The sequence below is a fragment of the Vibrio sp. dhg genome (assembly GCF_003443775.1).
GTDB lineage: Bacteria > Pseudomonadota > Gammaproteobacteria > Enterobacterales > Vibrionaceae > Vibrio > Vibrio natriegens.
On sequence record NZ_CP028943.1, the window covers coordinates 1,805,810 to 1,821,537 of the forward strand.

Annotated in this window: 24 protein-coding genes; 5 read left to right on the forward strand and 19 right to left on the reverse strand. The window is 43.0% G+C overall.

Annotation, left to right across the window (positions count from 1 at the left end; translation table 11 throughout):
* Nucleotides 1-200 precede the first annotated feature (200 nt).
* From DBX26_RS08305 to DBX26_RS08320, 4 genes are all read left to right on the forward strand, one after another.
* A complete protein-coding gene (locus tag DBX26_RS08305; protein WP_118118701.1) occupies nt 201-1,544 on the forward strand; it encodes a glutamine synthetase family protein in 1,344 nt (447 codons plus the stop codon).
* An 18-nt stretch (nt 1,545-1,562) separates the two neighbouring features.
* A complete protein-coding gene (locus tag DBX26_RS08310) occupies nt 1,563-3,038 on the forward strand; it encodes a Na+/H+ antiporter NhaC family protein (RefSeq protein ID WP_118118703.1) in 1,476 nt (491 codons plus the stop codon).
* A 389-nt stretch (nt 3,039-3,427) separates the two neighbouring features.
* Nucleotides 3,428-3,982 (forward strand): DUF3750 domain-containing protein, encoded by a 555-nt coding sequence (locus DBX26_RS08315; RefSeq protein ID WP_014232028.1) that lies wholly within the window; start codon nt 3,428-3,430, stop codon nt 3,980-3,982.
* 366 nt (nt 3,983-4,348) lie between these two features.
* On the forward strand, nt 4,349-4,549 hold the full coding sequence (locus DBX26_RS08320) for a hypothetical protein (protein WP_014232029.1): 201 nt from the start codon (nt 4,349-4,351) through the stop codon (nt 4,547-4,549).
* A 94-nt stretch (nt 4,550-4,643) separates the two neighbouring features.
* On the opposite strand, the gene DBX26_RS08325 is transcribed toward DBX26_RS08320, so the two are convergent.
* The 18 genes from DBX26_RS08325 to DBX26_RS08410 form a co-directional block, all read right to left on the reverse strand.
* On the reverse strand, nt 4,644-5,039 hold the full coding sequence (locus DBX26_RS08325; RefSeq protein WP_118118705.1) for an ACT domain-containing protein: 396 nt from the start codon (nt 5,037-5,039) through the stop codon (nt 4,644-4,646).
* Between the two features lie 37 nt (nt 5,040-5,076).
* Nucleotides 5,077-5,406 (reverse strand): zinc ribbon domain-containing protein YjdM, encoded by a 330-nt coding sequence (locus tag DBX26_RS08330; RefSeq protein ID WP_020336411.1) that lies wholly within the window; start codon nt 5,404-5,406, stop codon nt 5,077-5,079.
* Between the two features lie 67 nt (nt 5,407-5,473).
* Nucleotides 5,474-6,124 carry an alanyl-tRNA editing protein gene (locus DBX26_RS08335; protein WP_118118707.1) on the reverse strand — a complete coding sequence of 217 codons (651 nt, stop codon included), beginning with the start codon at nt 6,122-6,124 and terminating at the stop codon, nt 5,474-5,476.
* Nucleotides 6,125-6,203: 79 nt separating this feature from the next.
* Nucleotides 6,204-6,920, reverse strand: coding sequence for a TSUP family transporter (locus DBX26_RS08340; protein ID WP_065300455.1), 717 nt, complete (start codon nt 6,918-6,920; stop codon nt 6,204-6,206).
* Nucleotides 6,921-6,950: 30 nt separating this feature from the next.
* The gene (locus DBX26_RS08345) at nt 6,951-7,370 is read right to left on the reverse strand and encodes a GFA family protein (RefSeq protein WP_118118709.1); all 420 of its coding nucleotides are present in this window, start codon (nt 7,368-7,370) and stop codon (nt 6,951-6,953) included.
* A 16-nt stretch (nt 7,371-7,386) separates the two neighbouring features.
* Nucleotides 7,387-7,701, reverse strand: coding sequence for a hypothetical protein (locus DBX26_RS08350; protein ID WP_118118711.1), 315 nt, complete (start codon nt 7,699-7,701; stop codon nt 7,387-7,389).
* A gap of 132 nt (nt 7,702-7,833) precedes the next feature.
* Nucleotides 7,834-8,259, reverse strand: coding sequence for an N-acetyltransferase (locus DBX26_RS08355; RefSeq protein ID WP_118118713.1), 426 nt, complete (start codon nt 8,257-8,259; stop codon nt 7,834-7,836).
* 24 nt (nt 8,260-8,283) lie between these two features.
* On the reverse strand, nt 8,284-8,646 hold the full coding sequence (locus DBX26_RS08360; RefSeq protein ID WP_065296933.1) for a VOC family protein: 363 nt from the start codon (nt 8,644-8,646) through the stop codon (nt 8,284-8,286).
* A gap of 67 nt (nt 8,647-8,713) precedes the next feature.
* A complete protein-coding gene (locus DBX26_RS08365; protein ID WP_118118715.1) occupies nt 8,714-9,331 on the reverse strand; it encodes an HAD family phosphatase in 618 nt (205 codons plus the stop codon).
* A gap of 131 nt (nt 9,332-9,462) precedes the next feature.
* On the reverse strand, nt 9,463-9,879 hold the full coding sequence (locus DBX26_RS08370; RefSeq protein ID WP_065299810.1) for a VOC family protein: 417 nt from the start codon (nt 9,877-9,879) through the stop codon (nt 9,463-9,465).
* 148 nt (nt 9,880-10,027) lie between these two features.
* The gene (locus tag DBX26_RS08375) at nt 10,028-10,378 is read right to left on the reverse strand and encodes a hypothetical protein (protein WP_118118717.1); all 351 of its coding nucleotides are present in this window, start codon (nt 10,376-10,378) and stop codon (nt 10,028-10,030) included.
* Nucleotides 10,379-10,485: 107 nt separating this feature from the next.
* On the reverse strand, nt 10,486-11,025 hold the full coding sequence (locus tag DBX26_RS08380; protein WP_014232040.1) for a GNAT family N-acetyltransferase: 540 nt from the start codon (nt 11,023-11,025) through the stop codon (nt 10,486-10,488).
* Between the two features lie 54 nt (nt 11,026-11,079).
* Entirely contained in the window at nt 11,080-11,598 is a 519-nt protein-coding gene (locus DBX26_RS08385; RefSeq protein ID WP_014232041.1) for a GNAT family N-acetyltransferase, read from the reverse strand.
* Between the two features lie 83 nt (nt 11,599-11,681).
* Nucleotides 11,682-12,119 carry a GNAT family N-acetyltransferase gene (locus DBX26_RS08390; protein WP_118118718.1) on the reverse strand — a complete coding sequence of 146 codons (438 nt, stop codon included), beginning with the start codon at nt 12,117-12,119 and terminating at the stop codon, nt 11,682-11,684.
* Nucleotides 12,120-12,208: 89 nt separating this feature from the next.
* A complete protein-coding gene (locus DBX26_RS08395) occupies nt 12,209-12,670 on the reverse strand; it encodes a hypothetical protein (RefSeq protein ID WP_014232043.1) in 462 nt (153 codons plus the stop codon).
* 16 nt (nt 12,671-12,686) lie between these two features.
* Complete coding sequence (locus DBX26_RS08400) at nt 12,687-13,382, reverse strand: aspartate/glutamate racemase family protein (protein ID WP_118118720.1); 696 nt, start codon at nt 13,380-13,382, stop codon at nt 12,687-12,689.
* A gap of 34 nt (nt 13,383-13,416) precedes the next feature.
* Nucleotides 13,417-13,995 carry a DJ-1/PfpI family protein gene (locus DBX26_RS08405; protein WP_118118722.1) on the reverse strand — a complete coding sequence of 193 codons (579 nt, stop codon included), beginning with the start codon at nt 13,993-13,995 and terminating at the stop codon, nt 13,417-13,419.
* A 34-nt stretch (nt 13,996-14,029) separates the two neighbouring features.
* The gene (locus DBX26_RS08410; RefSeq protein ID WP_020336427.1) at nt 14,030-14,482 is read right to left on the reverse strand and encodes an HPP family protein; all 453 of its coding nucleotides are present in this window, start codon (nt 14,480-14,482) and stop codon (nt 14,030-14,032) included.
* A gap of 95 nt (nt 14,483-14,577) precedes the next feature.
* On the opposite strand from DBX26_RS08410, the gene DBX26_RS08415 reads away from it, so the two are divergent.
* Nucleotides 14,578-15,132 carry a TetR/AcrR family transcriptional regulator gene (locus DBX26_RS08415; RefSeq protein ID WP_118118724.1) on the forward strand — a complete coding sequence of 185 codons (555 nt, stop codon included), beginning with the start codon at nt 14,578-14,580 and terminating at the stop codon, nt 15,130-15,132.
* 102 nt (nt 15,133-15,234) lie between these two features.
* Here the strand turns inward: DBX26_RS08415 and DBX26_RS08420 are convergent, their stop codons facing one another.
* Complete coding sequence (locus DBX26_RS08420) at nt 15,235-15,525, reverse strand: YkgJ family cysteine cluster protein (protein ID WP_014232048.1); 291 nt, start codon at nt 15,523-15,525, stop codon at nt 15,235-15,237.
* Nucleotides 15,526-15,728 lie beyond the last annotated feature (203 nt).

Here is a 15,728-nt window from a genome sequence, read left to right on the forward strand (position 1 = left end):
ATTGAACAAAACAAAAACGACTGTTACAAAATAGTTAACAACAAAGCACAAAAATAACCCATTAAAAAGTCAGAACACAAGATAAGTGGTTGTTTAAATTAAATATAACTGAATTAACACGCACATTAATTAACGCTTTGTAATTTAATTGTTAATTTAGCTATCTCTAATTTCTACTCATCTGGCTATTGGAGAAAAAAATGGAATCGTATCTACAGGAAGTTCAAAATTTTAAACAACAGTGGCCCAACATCGAGTTCGTCGACCTCATCTTTACCGACATCAATGCAACACCAAGAGGCAAACGTATCCCGGTAGAGGCTCTGGAAAAGCTTAACAAAGGTGTCGCATTACCTCTTTCAACCATTACGCTCGATACGAAAGGTAATGTGGTAGAAACGGCAGGACTAGGCGAAGACTTGGGCGAACCGGACAATCTTTGTTTCCCGATCAGCGGTACATTGATGCCAACCGCGAAAGAACAAGTTGGCCAATTGCTACTGAGCATGATGGATGATTCAGGAAAACGACCAAATCCTTTGTTCATTCGCAATATCCTCGCTTCGATGCTTGAGAAGTTAAAAGCTAAAGATCAGTACCCTTGTGTTGCTCTGGAACTGGAATTTTACTTAATTGATAAACAGCGCGGTGAGAATGGCACCCCTTTAACCGCCATCAACCCTACTAAGAAAACACGTGAGAAAGATACCGAGGTGTACGACTTAGACGGGCTTGATGACTATGCAGACTTCTTATCGGATCTCAACAAAATCGCATTGGAACAGGGCTTAAATACCTCAGGAGCTCTTTCCGAATCTGCTCCAGGCCAGTTTGAAATCAACTTTAACCATTCAAAAGATGTCCTTCGTGCGTGTGACGAAATCATCATCGCTAAGCGCCTGATCCGTCAGGTGGCACACCAGCACGGATTCGACGCAACCTTTATGGCTAAGCCTTTCGGCGAACAAGCTGGTAATGGTATGCACATCCACTTAAGTTTGATGGATAGCGCTGGCAACAACCACTTTAGCCAACAAGATGGCGAAGCGAGTCCCCTCTTTTATCAAACTATGGCGGCGATGCTGGAACAAACATCAGATGCCATGGGATTAATTTGTCCTAATGTTAACTCTTTCCGCCGCTTTGTTCCTGGAGCTTACGTTCCGACAAAAGCGGACTGGGGCGAAAACCATCGTGGTGTCGCATTACGTGTTCCTATCAGCGATAGTAAAAACCGTCGCATCGAACATCGTATCGCGGGAGCTGACGTTAACCCTTACATCCTCGCTGCAGTAGTACTTTCCGCGGTATTAGCGAGCGAAAACTATACCAAAGACCAATGTCCATCAACCTTAAGCGACGACGCGATTGACTTACCTGTGCGTATGTCAGAAGCTCTAGAGCAGTTGGAACACAGTGAGCTGGCTCAGTACATTTCAAGGGAATTTATCGATATGTATTTAGCTTGCAAACGCAGTGAACTCGCTGAATTTGAGCGCGCTATCACGCCACTGGAAATTGACTGGATGTTGCACTCGGCATAAACAAAGGAAATGTAATTTATGACTACGCAAACAAAGGCGATGGATGCGCCGTTAAAATTCAACATGCAACATATGATTATCTCGTTAATTTGTGTTGCGACATTCGTACTATTTACGACGATCGGATTAAATCACGAAGAGGGGCAAACCTACGGATGGATGAGCCTTCTTCCAACCGCATTGGTTTTAGTCTTCGCGTTAACGACGCACCGAACTGTAGAAGCGCTGTTTAGCGGCGCAATTGCCGGGGTTCTATTACTTAACCCAACTGAAGCGGTAGAACAAATCGTTGATATCTCAATGACGGTGATGATGGACGAAACCATTGCTTGGATCATCCTGGTATGTGGCTTGATGGGCGGCCTGATAGCTATCCTTGAGAAAGGCGGCAGTATCTTAAGCTTCTCAGATATGCTGGTAACAAAAGTTAAGAGCCGCAAACAATCAATGGTAATGACGTTTTTGCTTGGCATTGTTATCTTTATCGACGATTACTTAAACGCGATTGCTATCTCTTCATCAATGAAGAAGGTAACCGACGGCTACCAAATCTCTCGAGAAAAGCTATCGTACCTTGTTGACTCAACGGCGGCACCGATCTGTATTCTTGTACCAATCTCGACTTGGGCTATCTTCTTTAGCTCTCTTCTTGAGTCAAATGGCGTTGCTGAGACAGGTAAAGGTATTCAAACCTATATCGAAGCGATCCCATACATGGCTTATGGCTGGGTAACGTTAGCCATCGTTCTGTTGGTTGCGATGGAAAAGATTCCAGATCTAGGTGCGATGAAAGCAGCAGAACAACGAGCTAAGAATGGTCAAGTTCGTCCTGACGGCGCGACCGATGTAGATTTTGGCTCTGATATTGCGGCTCATACTAATCCAACAATGGGTCTGATTAACTTCCTACTGCCTATGGTTGTTCTGGTTGCAGCAAGCTGGTACTTCGGTATTGACCTATTGGCTGGTGTATTCGTAGCAATTATCTTCACGGTTTGCTTCTACGGTCTACAACGACTCATCTCGATGAACGACATGTTTGAAGCTGTTTATGATGGCATTAAAGTCATGTTACTACCGCTTGCGACAGTAATCGGCGGCTTTATGCTGAAAAATGTTAACGACTCGTTAGGTGTAACACAATACGTTATCGAGACAGTTAGCCCATACCTGAGCGCGTCTTACTTCCCTGCAATCATCTTCCTGATTACCGGTGGTCTGGTATTCGCGACAGCATCTTCTTGGGGCACATTCGCAGTAGCAATGCCTATCGTTCTGCCATTGGGTGAGCAACTAGGCGTACCACTACACATAACGGTTGCGGCTCTACTTTCTGCATCTGCTGCGGGTAGCCATTCATGTTTCTTCAGTGACTCAACCGTACTTTCTGCACAAGGTTCTGGCTGTACTTCAATGCAACACGCAACAACCCAGTTCCCTTATGCATTGATCGGTATTATCGCAACAGCAATTTTCTTCCTTGTTATTGGATAATCACTGACCTTTAATACCAAAAGCCCCGCTGAAAAATAGCGGGGCTTTGTTTTTTCTACCCACCCCACTAGCCCATCACACAACGGCTAAACAGTATTGAGTTCAGCCACCGCCCTTATGCTCCTGTCAGAGTTCTACCCACTTCAATTATTGGCAATTTGAGCACGAGTTCCTAACGCATAGACTAAAACTTGCATGCCTCTGCCTAACGTAGGAAGAGAATTTAGTTTTTGCGTAAGCAGTGACAAAATGGGTCAAATCGTTGTAGTTTTATGTTTAGGACGAATCGTATTAGTGTTACGAGTTGGTCAATAGCTCGCCGCAGGGTAAAAAGCGAAATCGAGATGTCTTACTAAATCAGTAGCACAGGGACGTAATAGGAGTGCATCATGCAATATAAACTTAAAGTGAGTTCTTTAATTAAACCTATTGTGTTAATTGCTTGCATGTTACTTAGCGCCTGCACTCAGGGTGACTGGCGAACTGCCAGCCGCGAGCCTGCAGGCATTGCTCCTAATCCTACTGATGTTAAACAAGCGGTGATCGAATTCTATGCTGCGGATGCTTTTGGATGGCGTGGCTGGTTTGCCGTACACACCTGGCTAGCGATTAAGCCAGAGAATGCAAATGAATATACCGTCTATGAAGTGGTTGGGTGGCGTGTCGGCCGCGGACAACCCGCACTTTATACCTATCAAACAGCTACACCTGATCGTTACTGGTATGGTGCTCGTCCCGAAAAAGTGCTCTCGATTCAAGGTGAAAAAGCCCGTAATCTCATTCCTAAAATTCAGCGCGTTGTAGAGCACTATCCTTACGCGAATGAATACACGCTATTTCCGGGTCCAAACAGTAATACTTTTCCTGCGTGGGTCGGTCAGCAAGTTCCCGAGCTTGATCTAGACATGCCGTTTCGTGCTATTGGTAGTGGCTACATTAACTGATTGTTCAGTAGTAAAAGCAGACACGACTGAAGTATGAAAAACATACAAAGAAGGTCAACTCGTCTACACTCAATAATGATTAGACCTAAAAGCTCAAAGAGCTAATTATCAAAACGGCGCAAGATACCTGCGCCGTTTTCTTTTATCACACCAAAAATACAGAATTCACCACGCATCACTGGATGACTAGTCAACGAAGAGTTGAGTGCTTTAAGCAACGTGAGTGAGGTCGCACCTCAAATCATGTTCTTAACTTACAAAAATGAATTTTAAATTAAAACCAAATCCAAACTTGATCAGATTAAAAAACCAAACTACGTTTTAATCATACCAAATGGTAATTTAATTACATTAAAGGGAATTATTATGTTGTCAGCTATCAAGGAAATGTTGGTTCATCCCAAAGATTACTCTGGTCACGATGTGGATACGGTGATCTCACAACTCGCCGCTCAAACAAGTACAGAGCCTTATATCTGGTCTTATATCGAAGAACAATCCGTTTACGAAAACACCTCAAATGGAATGCGCGTCTACCCGCACGAACTTCGACGATATATTTACTAAACTCTTACCAGCTCCACAACATGTGCCCTACGGTGTACTTCGGTTGTAGGGCACATTCTCTTTTTCACAAGGGCTGGCATTAAGAAATGAAGCGTTACGCAGATAACTCGCACAACGCTTCAATTGCAGCATCAGCTTTTGAAGATTGTACAAAGATATGATCGTGGTAATAGGCCGCAATGACATTAGCACTGATGCCTTTTGAAGCAAGTTTTGTGGCCACCGCAGCGGTTAGTCCGACGGCTTCGAGGCTTGAATGAACCGTCAGTGTAATTTGCTTAAACGAGCCTTCAAACGATAAACCAGCTTCTAGCGCAGCCGATTTTTCGATCACCAAAGTGAGCCCTTCAGCTTCGGTAAAGGTCGCAACAGGATTAAGTGACAAATAGTTTTTAAGCTCACCTGAAACGGTACAAAACACAAACTCAGAGTCGATGAGCTTAGGGCGTAGTGATTTAAGCAAATCATCTAATTCGGTTATCCCTGCCATTCAGATATTCTCCATAACGCTTAATAAATGATGAAACTCAAGCTTTCTTGACAAATTTCGCGGTGACCATCATTTCACCAGCGCCATCTACTTTGCAATCCAGTTGATGATCTTTACCTTCGACGATGCGTCTAATCACGGCTTTAGTGCCAATCTTTAAAACAAGAGAACTGCCTTTAACCTTGAGATCTTTCGCCAACGTGACTTTGTCCCCTTCTGCTAGCAATGTGCCATTCGCATCATTGACGCTAAAAGCTTCTTCAACTTCAGACGGATTCCATTCATAAGCACACTCAGGACAAATGAGATGGTTTTGGTCTTGGTAAACGTATTCGGATTGACAGTTTGGACAAGGAGGGAAAGCCATAGTTATCTCTTTTCTATTAAAAACTGGATGCTATGTTAATACGTCACGCTAAAAATGCACGCAATACCTAGGTGTCTTCCCTCACTAACGTTATCTCTACCCGCTCCTTTCCTTTGCCAACGTTTTTACGCTTTAAAGCGATTTTACCCACTTCCGACGTTCGTTTCAGATGCGTACCACCACAAGGAACTTGAGCGAAACCTTCTACCTTCCAATAACGCCTTTCTTTTGTTTGGTCAGAAAATTTACTTGTAATGATCGAGTCAGAATCAATTAAAGCTTGGGCTTTGGACAGAAGTGCGGGCAAAAGCGGAGCGATGTTTTCCGGCCATTCAAAATCGATGCGACTTTTGTCTTCTGAAATATGCGCGCCAATCTTAGTTATCGAGTTAAAGTTTTTCGTAAACAGCTCAAGCACAACCTCTGCCGCAAAATGTAACTTCATAAGCGCATAGCGTCGAGGCCAATCAATCTCAGTCACAACCTCATCGCCAACGGCAAAAGTTGGTCTGGTTTCAAGAGTATAAATAATACGCGAGCCTGATTTTTCAGCCTTAACCACACGAATACCAGCGATGGTTCCTTCATCGCTTTCCTGACCGCCCGACTCTGCGTAAAAAATGGTATGAGAGAGTTCAACGTTATTACCTGTAATTTGCGTAACGACGGAGATAATCTCGGTTTGATATGGATTGTTCCAAAACACCTTTTCTGTCATTTGCCTTCCTTTGCGTATTAAGTAAACTTATTCGCTAGCCATGCTAAACCAGCACTGATATTAGTCAGCGTAGCTAATCTTATAGGAAAACTGCTAGTAACATCCTAATCGCCAATAAGGTGAGTAACGTTTTGATTATCAGAATGACTTTCTTATTGCCCGCGCTAAATCTCGCCTTTGTACCAATAAACGAGCCGAGAATCGACCCTAGCACCATATAAACAATAACATTTAAGTTAGACACGAGATCACTTGTAACCGCAGCGTATACAGGGATCTTAGCCAAATGACTGATGGTTAAAAACATAGAGCTTGTTGCGATAACAGCGTCATTCGATTTCAACTGCTTGGTCAGTACGGCGAGTGACAAAGGGCCCACAGCACCAACAATAAGCCCCAATCCCGTTTGTAGAAAACCAATCAGATAGTAGCTTTCGTACCGACGTATAAAGTGCGCAAATCGCTTACTCCAAAGATTCAATAAGATATACGAACCGATTGCGACAGGGACATACTCGAAAGAGAGTTTCGATAGAAAAAAACCAAATACCAGCATACCGATTAAAGAGCCAGCCAAAAACTTAGGAAGTAACGACCACTTTACATGAGCGAGCGAGAAGAACATACGCGATGAGTTGCTGGCGAGCTGTGTCACCCCATGGATTGGTATGATTAAACTCGGGCTGAGAAAACTGGGTAGAACGGCGATCAATAGCATCCCTCCACCAAACCCAATAAACCCAGCAATCGCCGAGGTTACCATCGCAATGAACCCTAAAATAAACTCTACTGGCACCAAATTCCCCTAGCACTAACGCTTTAATATCTAGTTTTTATTTTGCTCTGGTAATTGCTCAAAACTCGGTACTTGAGACAGGTTTTTTGTCCAATTCGCACAGCTACCTACAAAAATTTTTGCCGTAGGTGATATTGGAACCGGGCCATCAAGACTACCGGCGGGGGTGACAATACATTGAATATTCTCCGCTACCGTTGGCAATGCTGAGCCACAGTTTTGACAAAAGCTCTTGCTATGTAACGTATGCGGATGTTGATAAGTCTTAACGTACGTTTCACCCTGAGTCCAAACTAACGTAGAGTCTTGAGCAAAGAGATTAGCCGCATGCGCTGAGCCTGTATCCTTCTGACAGCGAGTACAGTAGCACAAGAAGAATGACTGAAACTCACCTATGATCTCGAACTTTACACGGCCGCAAAGGCATGATCCTTTATGTACCTTTCCCACAAACCAACCCTCTCATTTACATATCAACACGTGTTGCTACAAATGCTTCTATCCACTGATTGGGCTCTGCAATAACAAACTCATAGGCACGTTGATCAGATAACGTAATGCGAATTGCTTCACTGGTAACGGGCATGATACCTGCCCCTTTTCCAATGCACTTTTCTACCGAAACAATTTCATCACGCTTTAAAATGTAGGGGCCAAATGCAAGTTTCTGACTATAGGGTTTAAAAATGACCTCTGTGTCTGTCAAAGACAACTTCCCATCTGCTCTTGCTACACCAACCTGTATCGTAGCAGTAGACGATTTAATAATTTCTCCAGCCATGATATCTCCTTATATTCTGACAGATTTAACTAATGCCTTGTTAAACACTCTCATCTTTGTGACTAATCTGATTAGTGGTTTAAAGACAATTTCGTCACCGAAATCATCATTAAACGCATTAACTATAGAGTATCAAGAGGTGGTCCGGGACATGTAGTAGAATCTGTCGTCTTCTTTTTCCACCTGATAACCGCTCCGCTGGTACAAGTGGTAAGCCGGACTAATTTTGAAAACTTTGAGCCGAACAAGAGCTCGTTTTGCCTCGTTCGCCAATCTTGCAGTTTCAGCCAATGCTGCCGCGCCAATTCCCTTGCTTTGAAATGAAGATTGGACTTGAAGGTCACGTAAGTAGCAGTGCCCATCATCATATTCCAGGCGGATTGCGCCAACGACCTCACCTTCAAACAAGATATCCCAACTTTCTAGTTTGGCGATGTGTTCCAATATCTGCTGTTGATCCCAGTCAACCGAATAATGCTCATAATAAGAACGCATATTATTAAAAGTGATCTCAGCTGACTCAGAAAAATCAGCCGTTGGCCGAAATGAAATGTTCATAATTCTCCTTTCTCCAGCTAAACACTAAAGGTAAACCACGGCTTCGACATTATTGCCATCAGGATCTAACAAAAAGGCGGCGTAATAGTTAGCCGCGTACTTTTTTCTCAACCCTGGCTTCCCATTACAACTTGCTCCATGAGTTAAGCCTGCTTGATGAAACTCGATAACTTGTTCTTTATTAAGAGCAGAAAAAGCGATGTGGCTTTTCGCGTTGTTATCACCCTTTTCAATTAGAAACCTGACGTTTGGTTCCGTGGTTAAGCCAAAACCTGCAGCAGAGTCATCTGCCCACTTTAACTCAATACCAAGTGGAGACAGTGCATGTTGGTAGAAGTCGCGGCAATTTTCAAAATCAACGACTTTTATTTCAAAATGATCGATCACTTTAATTCCTTGTGATGTGGTTTTTACATTTCCTTGTGAATTCTATTAGGCATTAACTCTCTGTAAATTAAAACTTTAGCCCAAGTGATTTCAAGTCTGCCTCACATTGCCCGGCGTTTTCAAACTGAATCGCCGCCATGCCAACCGTTTCAGCGCCTTCGACATTATATGGCATATCATCAATAAACACGGTTTCTGACGCCTTCAATGCGTACTGAGTTAACAAAGACTGATAAATTTCTGGTTGCGGTTTTAACAACCCTAGCTCAGCCGAGACTGTGGCCCCTTCAAAGAGATTCCAAAACGCATAAGTCTCTTTCAAGTACGAGACAATTTCATGCACATTATCCGTGAGTGCAAACACGCAATAGCCAGCCGCTTTAACTCGCCTGATCAGCTCGACCGAGCCATAAATTAGAATCTGGGTTTGCTTCACGTAATAAAACAATCGCTCGCAATCAAGTTCTGAGAAACCAAGAAGTTGTTGATATTGAAGTTTTGCTTCACTTTCAGAAATAATGCCTTTGTTCAGATCTAACCAAGTGTCTGACTGAAAGATACTTTTCACCTTTTCTTCTGCGGAGTCGATGTTTCCAAACGTTAATCTGACGATTTCTAGCGGCGCCCAGCGAACAACCACATTTCCGATGTCAAAAACGACATTTTTAATAGTGTTCGATTCCATTTTGTACTCCTCTCTTACTGTCTATTTCAGAAGCGGATACACGATGTAACGCTCTTCAAAACGAAATAAGCACCACCATAAAAAACGGAAGTGCCACGAGTGACGAATCTCCATCAATAATCTGGCAAAATTTATCTCTTGGCCATTGGATGGTCAGGGTTCAACTGAAGAAGATCCCAGAGGTTTCCGTACAAATCTTCAAATACGGCAACGGTGCCATAATCTTGTTCTTTAGGTTCACGGACAAAGTTGATTCCTATGGATTTCATTCGTTCGTAATCACGCCAAAAATCGTCAGTATTTAAGAAAAGGAATACTCGCCCACCCGCTTGATTGCCAATAAAATCGAGCTGTTCTGGTTTTGAAGCTCTTGCCAGTAGTAATGCCACGCCATGTGAATTAGGTGGAGCTACGACGACCCAGCGTTTATCTTCTTCCGGCTGGTATGTGTCTTCGAGAAGCTCGAATTGAAGCTTGTTTACGTAAAAATTTATGGCTTCGTCGTAGTCTTTCACTACTAACGCTATATGGACAATATTTTGCTTCATTTCGATTCCTAATGGTCTGATTCGTTACCACACCAAGTGATAGTTTATTGAATGCTTACCGTCTAGTTGCCGCATACCAAATGAACAAAAATGTATTCTTCATGTGAGCATCTAATAATTAGAGCAATGCGAGACGTACAACTCTTACTCAAAAAAACTGCAGCACCAAACAAGTCACAAGTGCTGGTAAGCCCGCGATAAACAACACTAGCCCTGTTTGATAGTTAAGTCGACGTTGTTCCTGCTGTTCTTTGTCAAAATCATGGCCTTTGACCATTTTGTAGACTTTATCAGTTCTGGGATTGGCGAGTCTGGATGCTTTACTGTCTACACCTGGCTCCCACATAATCTTCGCCAAGATCCAAATCACGATGACCACAAAAAATAAAAAATCGAGGAGCTGTGTTGCTGCAAAGAATGGCACAAACTTCGACAGAACAAACACAGTTAATGCGGCAACCATGTTAATGAGCAGTACCTTTTTAATTAAATCAAGCAACCCTTCCTCCTAGCGTTAAATCCGTTTTAAGTTACATTGAAAGCTCACGACTAATAACCGTTCCATTAAAATATTTAACGACACATCACTCACTGTTCGATTCCACATCAGGTATCTTTCGAGATTTTGTATAAGCAATGTCTTTCCAGTGGATGCCCTTTTTCAACCTTAGGATGATTGAAGTTTTGCTTTGTATCGACCATACCAATCTTCAGCATAACGCGCTGCGAAGGCTCATTTTGTAAAGCCGTAAACGCATAAACAGATGGCGCATCCAGTTCTTTAAAAGCAAATTCTAAAGCTTTATTAGCGGCTTCAGGCGCGTAGCCTTGTCCCCAAAACTCAGATGACAACCGCCAACCGATTTCAATGAACGGCGCATTGGGAAAACCACTGTTCTCATCTTGCTGATGCAGCCCAACAAAGCCTATAAACTGGCCTGTTGATTTGAGTTCAACCGCCCAAAATCCCCAGCCAATGTCAGCAATAAGGTTTTGAATTTTTTCCGCTTGTTCAAAGCTTTCCTGCTGGGAAAGTGTTGAGAGAAAATACCTCATCACATGGGGGTCTGAACATAGTTCAGCATAAGGCTGGAAATCTTCACTTTTCCACTGACGCAGAATCAATCTGCTGGTTTCCATCTTCATTTATTTTTCTCTTAATGGACTTTACGCTTCGATGCACCAAAGCTAGTGACACCGTCACTTACAAGCCACCCAATATCTGGCCAAAAGATTGGGAAACACCTTACCCATTACTACATTCTCAAGTTGACCACCGTTGGCTTCGATAACTTTTCGTGACGCGAAATTGTCGTCATCTGCAGTGATTAACGCTTGCTCAATGCCTAGCTCTTTGGCTTTACGCAAAGCCAGCCTTAGCATGTACTTTCCATGGCCTTGAGACCGATAGGAAGGCGCAATGTCGTAGCCAATATGGCCTGCTTCTAGTGTCAGAAAATCGTTGTTGATATTATGACGGACACGAATCGCACCAATAATGGCTTTGTCTGAATTGACGAGCCAAAAATGACTACAGGGTACGTATCCTTCTCTCAGGTTAACCCCATTCGCTTCATCAGTCAGTCGTTGAACGTAATGAACGAAATTGGATTTACCCTCTTGGTAGTACTCTGAGTTTTCAACATCATGTTGAGCAAAGTCATCGTAAAAATGCGCAAAGGAAGACTCAAATTCTACTGATGGTACAACTAACTCCATGAAAAAATCCTTTTAAATGAGAGCTCCTTAAACAGAAGCTCAGACACAAAACGCACCGCACGTAGCGATTCAACCTTCAATCGTTATGCATTCGTTTTGATGTGATACTGCATTTCGATGAGCTGATGTTCACCAACAATTTCAACTTCTCGAATAAACTCAAAACCAAATTTCTCATAGTAATTGCGTAAATAACCATGAGCGTGAATTTCGATAGAGCTTACCCCATCATTTCGAGCGTAATCCATTAGCGCTTGGACAACTTTAGACGCGATTCCCATTCCTCGATAAGGCTCTGTAACCGCAACTCTGGCCATAACGGAAGAGCCGTCATCTTTTATCGTTAATCGTGCCGTTGCAACTAGAACGTCCTTGTCCTCTACCAATGCATGAATGGAACCTTCATCTAATCCATCTAGGTCTAACTCTCTCGGTATCTGCTGCTCAACAGTAAACACCTGATAACGAATAGCTTGTGCTTTTTGAATGATCTCTGAGCTGTTCCCAGTAATGATTTCCATGCCAACTTCCTTTAAGCATATAACGAGGTATTTAGAGAAACAGGCTAACACGCTAACGGATTCTTAGCCCGCTTCTGGATGTTTACTTTTTACGCTTCAGGGACAGGTATCAAATTGAATGTAGCATCAAAGATTGCTTTATCCTCTTCAGATAGCAGCCCTTGAAACGCAAGCGCTCGTTCATAACATTCCAGCGCATTGGTTTGTTCATCTGCAATCTGAAATGCATGACTTAAGACGGCATTGGTAAACGCCTGAATCCAATCAGCACCTGTTCCATCAAAATAGTCAAAAGCAATTTTTGCGAACTGAAGGCTTAACTTCGATTCATTCACGCACAGTGCTCGCGCAACGGCTAAATGAGCGAGGTGTTTATTCTCATCGGTGCCTACTTCTGACCAATGATATAGTGATGAAAACGCAACAGTTAATAGTCTCTGTTTCTCTTCTGCATTTGCTGAACTCTCAGACAGAGACCAAAATTCATTGTTACTCTCAATGGCAAAGTATCGGTGTAAACGTGAGATATCTTCATTACTTGGTAGAGCCATAAATTGTCCTTATTTTTTAATTTCCTAATGCCCATTCAACGCCATGCGCTGCATGAATTTCCGTGGTGTCATACAAAGGAACCGTCGTGTCACTTTGCTTCACTAATAATGCAATTTCAGTACATCCCAGAATCACCGCTTGGGCGCCCTGAGCGTGTAAATTGGCAATGATTTTCAAGTAACGGTCTCGGGACTCGGTTTTTATTTCACCCAGGCAAAGCTCTTTATAAATAATATCGTGAACGACGGTTTGCTCATCGGCAGTAGGAACAACCACGTCTATGCCAAATTTCTCTGAGATTCTGCCCTTGTAGAAATCTTGCTCCATTGTAAAACGCGTTCCTAACAGACCAACTTTGGTGACACCGTCTTGAACCAAGCTCTCTGCGGTCGCATCAGCAATATGTAAAATTGGAATAGATATCTGCGACTCAATTTCTGGTACAACTTTATGCATTGTGTTCGTGCATATCATTAAAAAATCTGCGCCACCACGTTCTACTGACTTGGCTGCTTCGGCAAGGATCAAAGCGGTTTCTGACCATTTCCCTTGATGCTGTAGCTTTTCAATTTCGTCAAAGTCGACACTGTATAAGCAAATTTTTGCTGAGTGCAAGCCACCTAACCTTGACTTCACGCCTTCATTCAGTGCTTTGTAATAACTGGCGGTGGATTCCCAACTCATTCCACCTAACATGCCTACTGTCTTCATTTTTCTTCCCTTACTTGAACCATCAATCGCTCAATTATGATCGTTCCTGCCACGTATACTCCATTTGACGCGCGACCAAATCGGCCAGCTCACGACTATGTAGCTGTGAAACCAGATATAAGCTCATATCGATACCGGCAGAGATGCCTCCAGAAGTGGTGTATTTTCCTGATGTGACCCAGCGTTGATCGTCAATCACCATTAGGTCAGGAAAGCGACGCGATAAATCAGGTATGTCTTCCCAGTGGGTTGTGACCGTTAAGCCCGAGAGAGGTCCGGCACTGGCTAATAAAAATGCACCGGTACAAACCGATACCACCCGACTTGCACCTTGATCAACCGATTTGATCCAGTTCAATACCGGTAACTTCGTCATTTCCTCAGTGTGTACACCGCCCACAACAACCAACAAATCAATATCGGGATGATCATGAATAGAATAGTCAGGTAAGACGTTGAAGCCACCTCTTGCGACAACGGTGTTTTTAGTTTCTGCGACGAGAAACACATTCCAATCACTTGTCTCTAATCGCTTTGCGGTACTAAACACTTCGAAAGGCCCGGAGAAATCCAGCACCTCTGCCCCGTCATAGATGTATATTCCTATATTCATAGTGCCTCCATGCACATAAGCTATTGTTAGCACTTTAGCTTTTTACCCATTGCCTGAGCAACCCTTGCATACTCTTTCCGACTAACACAATAAGAACGGCTCCAAGTAAAACAGGAGTAATAAGGAAAGCCCATCCCTGCCCTGACAGCATAATCAACAACGGATTTGCCCCTGCTGGCGGATGCGTGGTTTTCGTCACTAGCATCAGACTCACTGCAATCCCAGTAGCCAGTGCCAGAGTCAGAGGTGAAACACCAATATATTGAGTAAAAAACACCCCTACAAATGCAGTAATTAAATGCCCAAAGATGACATTTTTAGGCTGCGCCAACGGACTCTCGGGTACGCCAAAAACCAGTACAGCCGTCGCTCCAAAAGGCGCCATGAGCAGCGCGACATCACTCATTGTGGAATCAAAAAATGACAGCAACCCTATTGCCAGAAATGCCCCAATGCCTGCGATAACAGATAAACCAAAATTCTTCATACTATTCTCCGAATAAAAGTAGACCAACCTGTCTACCAAACTAAAATAGACAAATCGGTCTACTTTTGTCAAACTACTTTTACGGGAGGAGCCTTATGAGTAAAAAACGTCAGTTATTAGTGGATACCGCGTTATCGCTTTTTTATGCCAATGGAATTAACACTATTGGCATCAATGAAATTTTGAGTGTCTCTGGCGTGGCTAAGCGCACACTTTACACTCACTTCTCAAGTAAAGAAGCGCTGGTGCTGGCCGCTTTGCAGCAAAGGCACGACACGTTTTCTAACTGGCTAGATCAAAAACTAGCAGGCTCGAAGACAGATAAAGAATTGATAAATAGATTGTTTTCAGCACTATCAAGCTGGTTCAACAATCAGGAACAAGATTTAGGGAATTTCAGAGGCTGCTTTTTTATCAACACTTCGGCAGAATTCAGTGATTTGAATAGTGAGATCGCACGTTTCTGTGGGCATCACAAAGAAGAAGTCCGACAAATCATCACCAGTCATCTAAAAAGTACGGAGAGTACGTTGCTAAATGCCATTTGCATTTTAAAAGAAGGCGCGATTGTCACTGCGCATGTAAGTGGAAATAACCAAGATGTTACCCATCAATGTATTCAAATTCTGAACCAAATGATAGACGGTTAACAGCAGTTGGAGAGAGTAAATAAAGTACGCGGGTTTATTGAGTTGTGACGGTTCGAACGATGCCCCATCGCAAAAACACGGCATCATCAAGGAGTAACTAAACTATAGAAACTTTACTCTCTCATCAATACACTCATAAGACCCCATTTCGAACTCGCGACATATCCAGGGCCGGTTTTCATATATTGAGCACATGTACGTTTCTCTGTCTAAAGCCGCGCACCAACCGTCATCCAGTCTCATCATGGTTTCACCACCATACTGGTCGCGGGAAATGAATTGCTCTGGAACACCTGTATCTGAAATGATCATAACTTCGAGGCGGCAGCAACACGCTTTGCAGTTTGAGCAAGACGGTGCTTCTGGAGAGGTATTTTTAATCGGTATATTCATGGGTAACTACAATTTCGTCAATTGTGCATGATACCTTAAATCTAATATGACTTTCGGAACTTTATAAGAAATATTTACGTTAGCATTGATTGATTAAGAATGGCTAATTTATAAATAAACTGCACAGCAAACACGCTTTTAGGCTCGCTCTACCTTAGTGACAACAATTCTTTACTTGGTTTGTCAGAACTTACCTGAGACAA

Bases quoted from the DNA above. Each gene is read 5' to 3' on its own strand.
- DBX26_RS08405 (WP_118118722.1), bottom strand. From the start codon at position 13,995: ATGAATATAGGAATATACATCTATGACGGGGCAGAGGTGCTGGATTTC.
- DBX26_RS08385 (WP_014232041.1), bottom strand. From the start codon at position 11,598: ATGGAGTTAGTTGTACCATCAGTAGAATTTGAGTCTTCCTTTGCGCAT.
- DBX26_RS08380 (WP_014232040.1), bottom strand. From the start codon at position 11,025: ATGAAGATGGAAACCAGCAGATTGATTCTGCGTCAGTGGAAAAGTGAA.
- DBX26_RS08370 (WP_065299810.1), bottom strand. From the start codon at position 9,879: ATGAAGCAAAATATTGTCCATATAGCGTTAGTAGTGAAAGACTACGAC.
- DBX26_RS08315 (WP_014232028.1), top strand. From the start codon at position 3,428: ATGCAATATAAACTTAAAGTGAGTTCTTTAATTAAACCTATTGTGTTA.
- DBX26_RS08310 (WP_118118703.1), top strand. From the start codon at position 1,563: ATGACTACGCAAACAAAGGCGATGGATGCGCCGTTAAAATTCAACATG.
- DBX26_RS08330 (WP_020336411.1), bottom strand. From the start codon at position 5,406: ATGGCTTTCCCTCCTTGTCCAAACTGTCAATCCGAATACGTTTACCAA.
- DBX26_RS08415 (WP_118118724.1), top strand. From the start codon at position 14,578: ATGAGTAAAAAACGTCAGTTATTAGTGGATACCGCGTTATCGCTTTTT.
- DBX26_RS08320 (WP_014232029.1), top strand. From the start codon at position 4,349: ATGTTGTCAGCTATCAAGGAAATGTTGGTTCATCCCAAAGATTACTCT.
- DBX26_RS08350 (WP_118118711.1), bottom strand. From the start codon at position 7,701: ATGGCTGGAGAAATTATTAAATCGTCTACTGCTACGATACAGGTTGGT.
- DBX26_RS08420 (WP_014232048.1), bottom strand. From the start codon at position 15,525: ATGAATATACCGATTAAAAATACCTCTCCAGAAGCACCGTCTTGCTCA.
- DBX26_RS08365 (WP_118118715.1), bottom strand. From the start codon at position 9,331: ATGGAATCGAACACTATTAAAAATGTCGTTTTTGACATCGGAAATGTG.
- DBX26_RS08390 (WP_118118718.1), bottom strand. From the start codon at position 12,119: ATGGAAATCATTACTGGGAACAGCTCAGAGATCATTCAAAAAGCACAA.
- DBX26_RS08305 (WP_118118701.1), top strand. From the start codon at position 201: ATGGAATCGTATCTACAGGAAGTTCAAAATTTTAAACAACAGTGGCCC.
- DBX26_RS08355 (WP_118118713.1), bottom strand. From the start codon at position 8,259: ATGAACATTTCATTTCGGCCAACGGCTGATTTTTCTGAGTCAGCTGAG.
- DBX26_RS08335 (WP_118118707.1), bottom strand. From the start codon at position 6,124: ATGACAGAAAAGGTGTTTTGGAACAATCCATATCAAACCGAGATTATC.
- DBX26_RS08410 (WP_020336427.1), bottom strand. From the start codon at position 14,482: ATGAAGAATTTTGGTTTATCTGTTATCGCAGGCATTGGGGCATTTCTG.
- DBX26_RS08325 (WP_118118705.1), bottom strand. From the start codon at position 5,039: ATGGCAGGGATAACCGAATTAGATGATTTGCTTAAATCACTACGCCCT.
- DBX26_RS08400 (WP_118118720.1), bottom strand. From the start codon at position 13,382: ATGAAGACAGTAGGCATGTTAGGTGGAATGAGTTGGGAATCCACCGCC.
- DBX26_RS08395 (WP_014232043.1), bottom strand. From the start codon at position 12,670: ATGGCTCTACCAAGTAATGAAGATATCTCACGTTTACACCGATACTTT.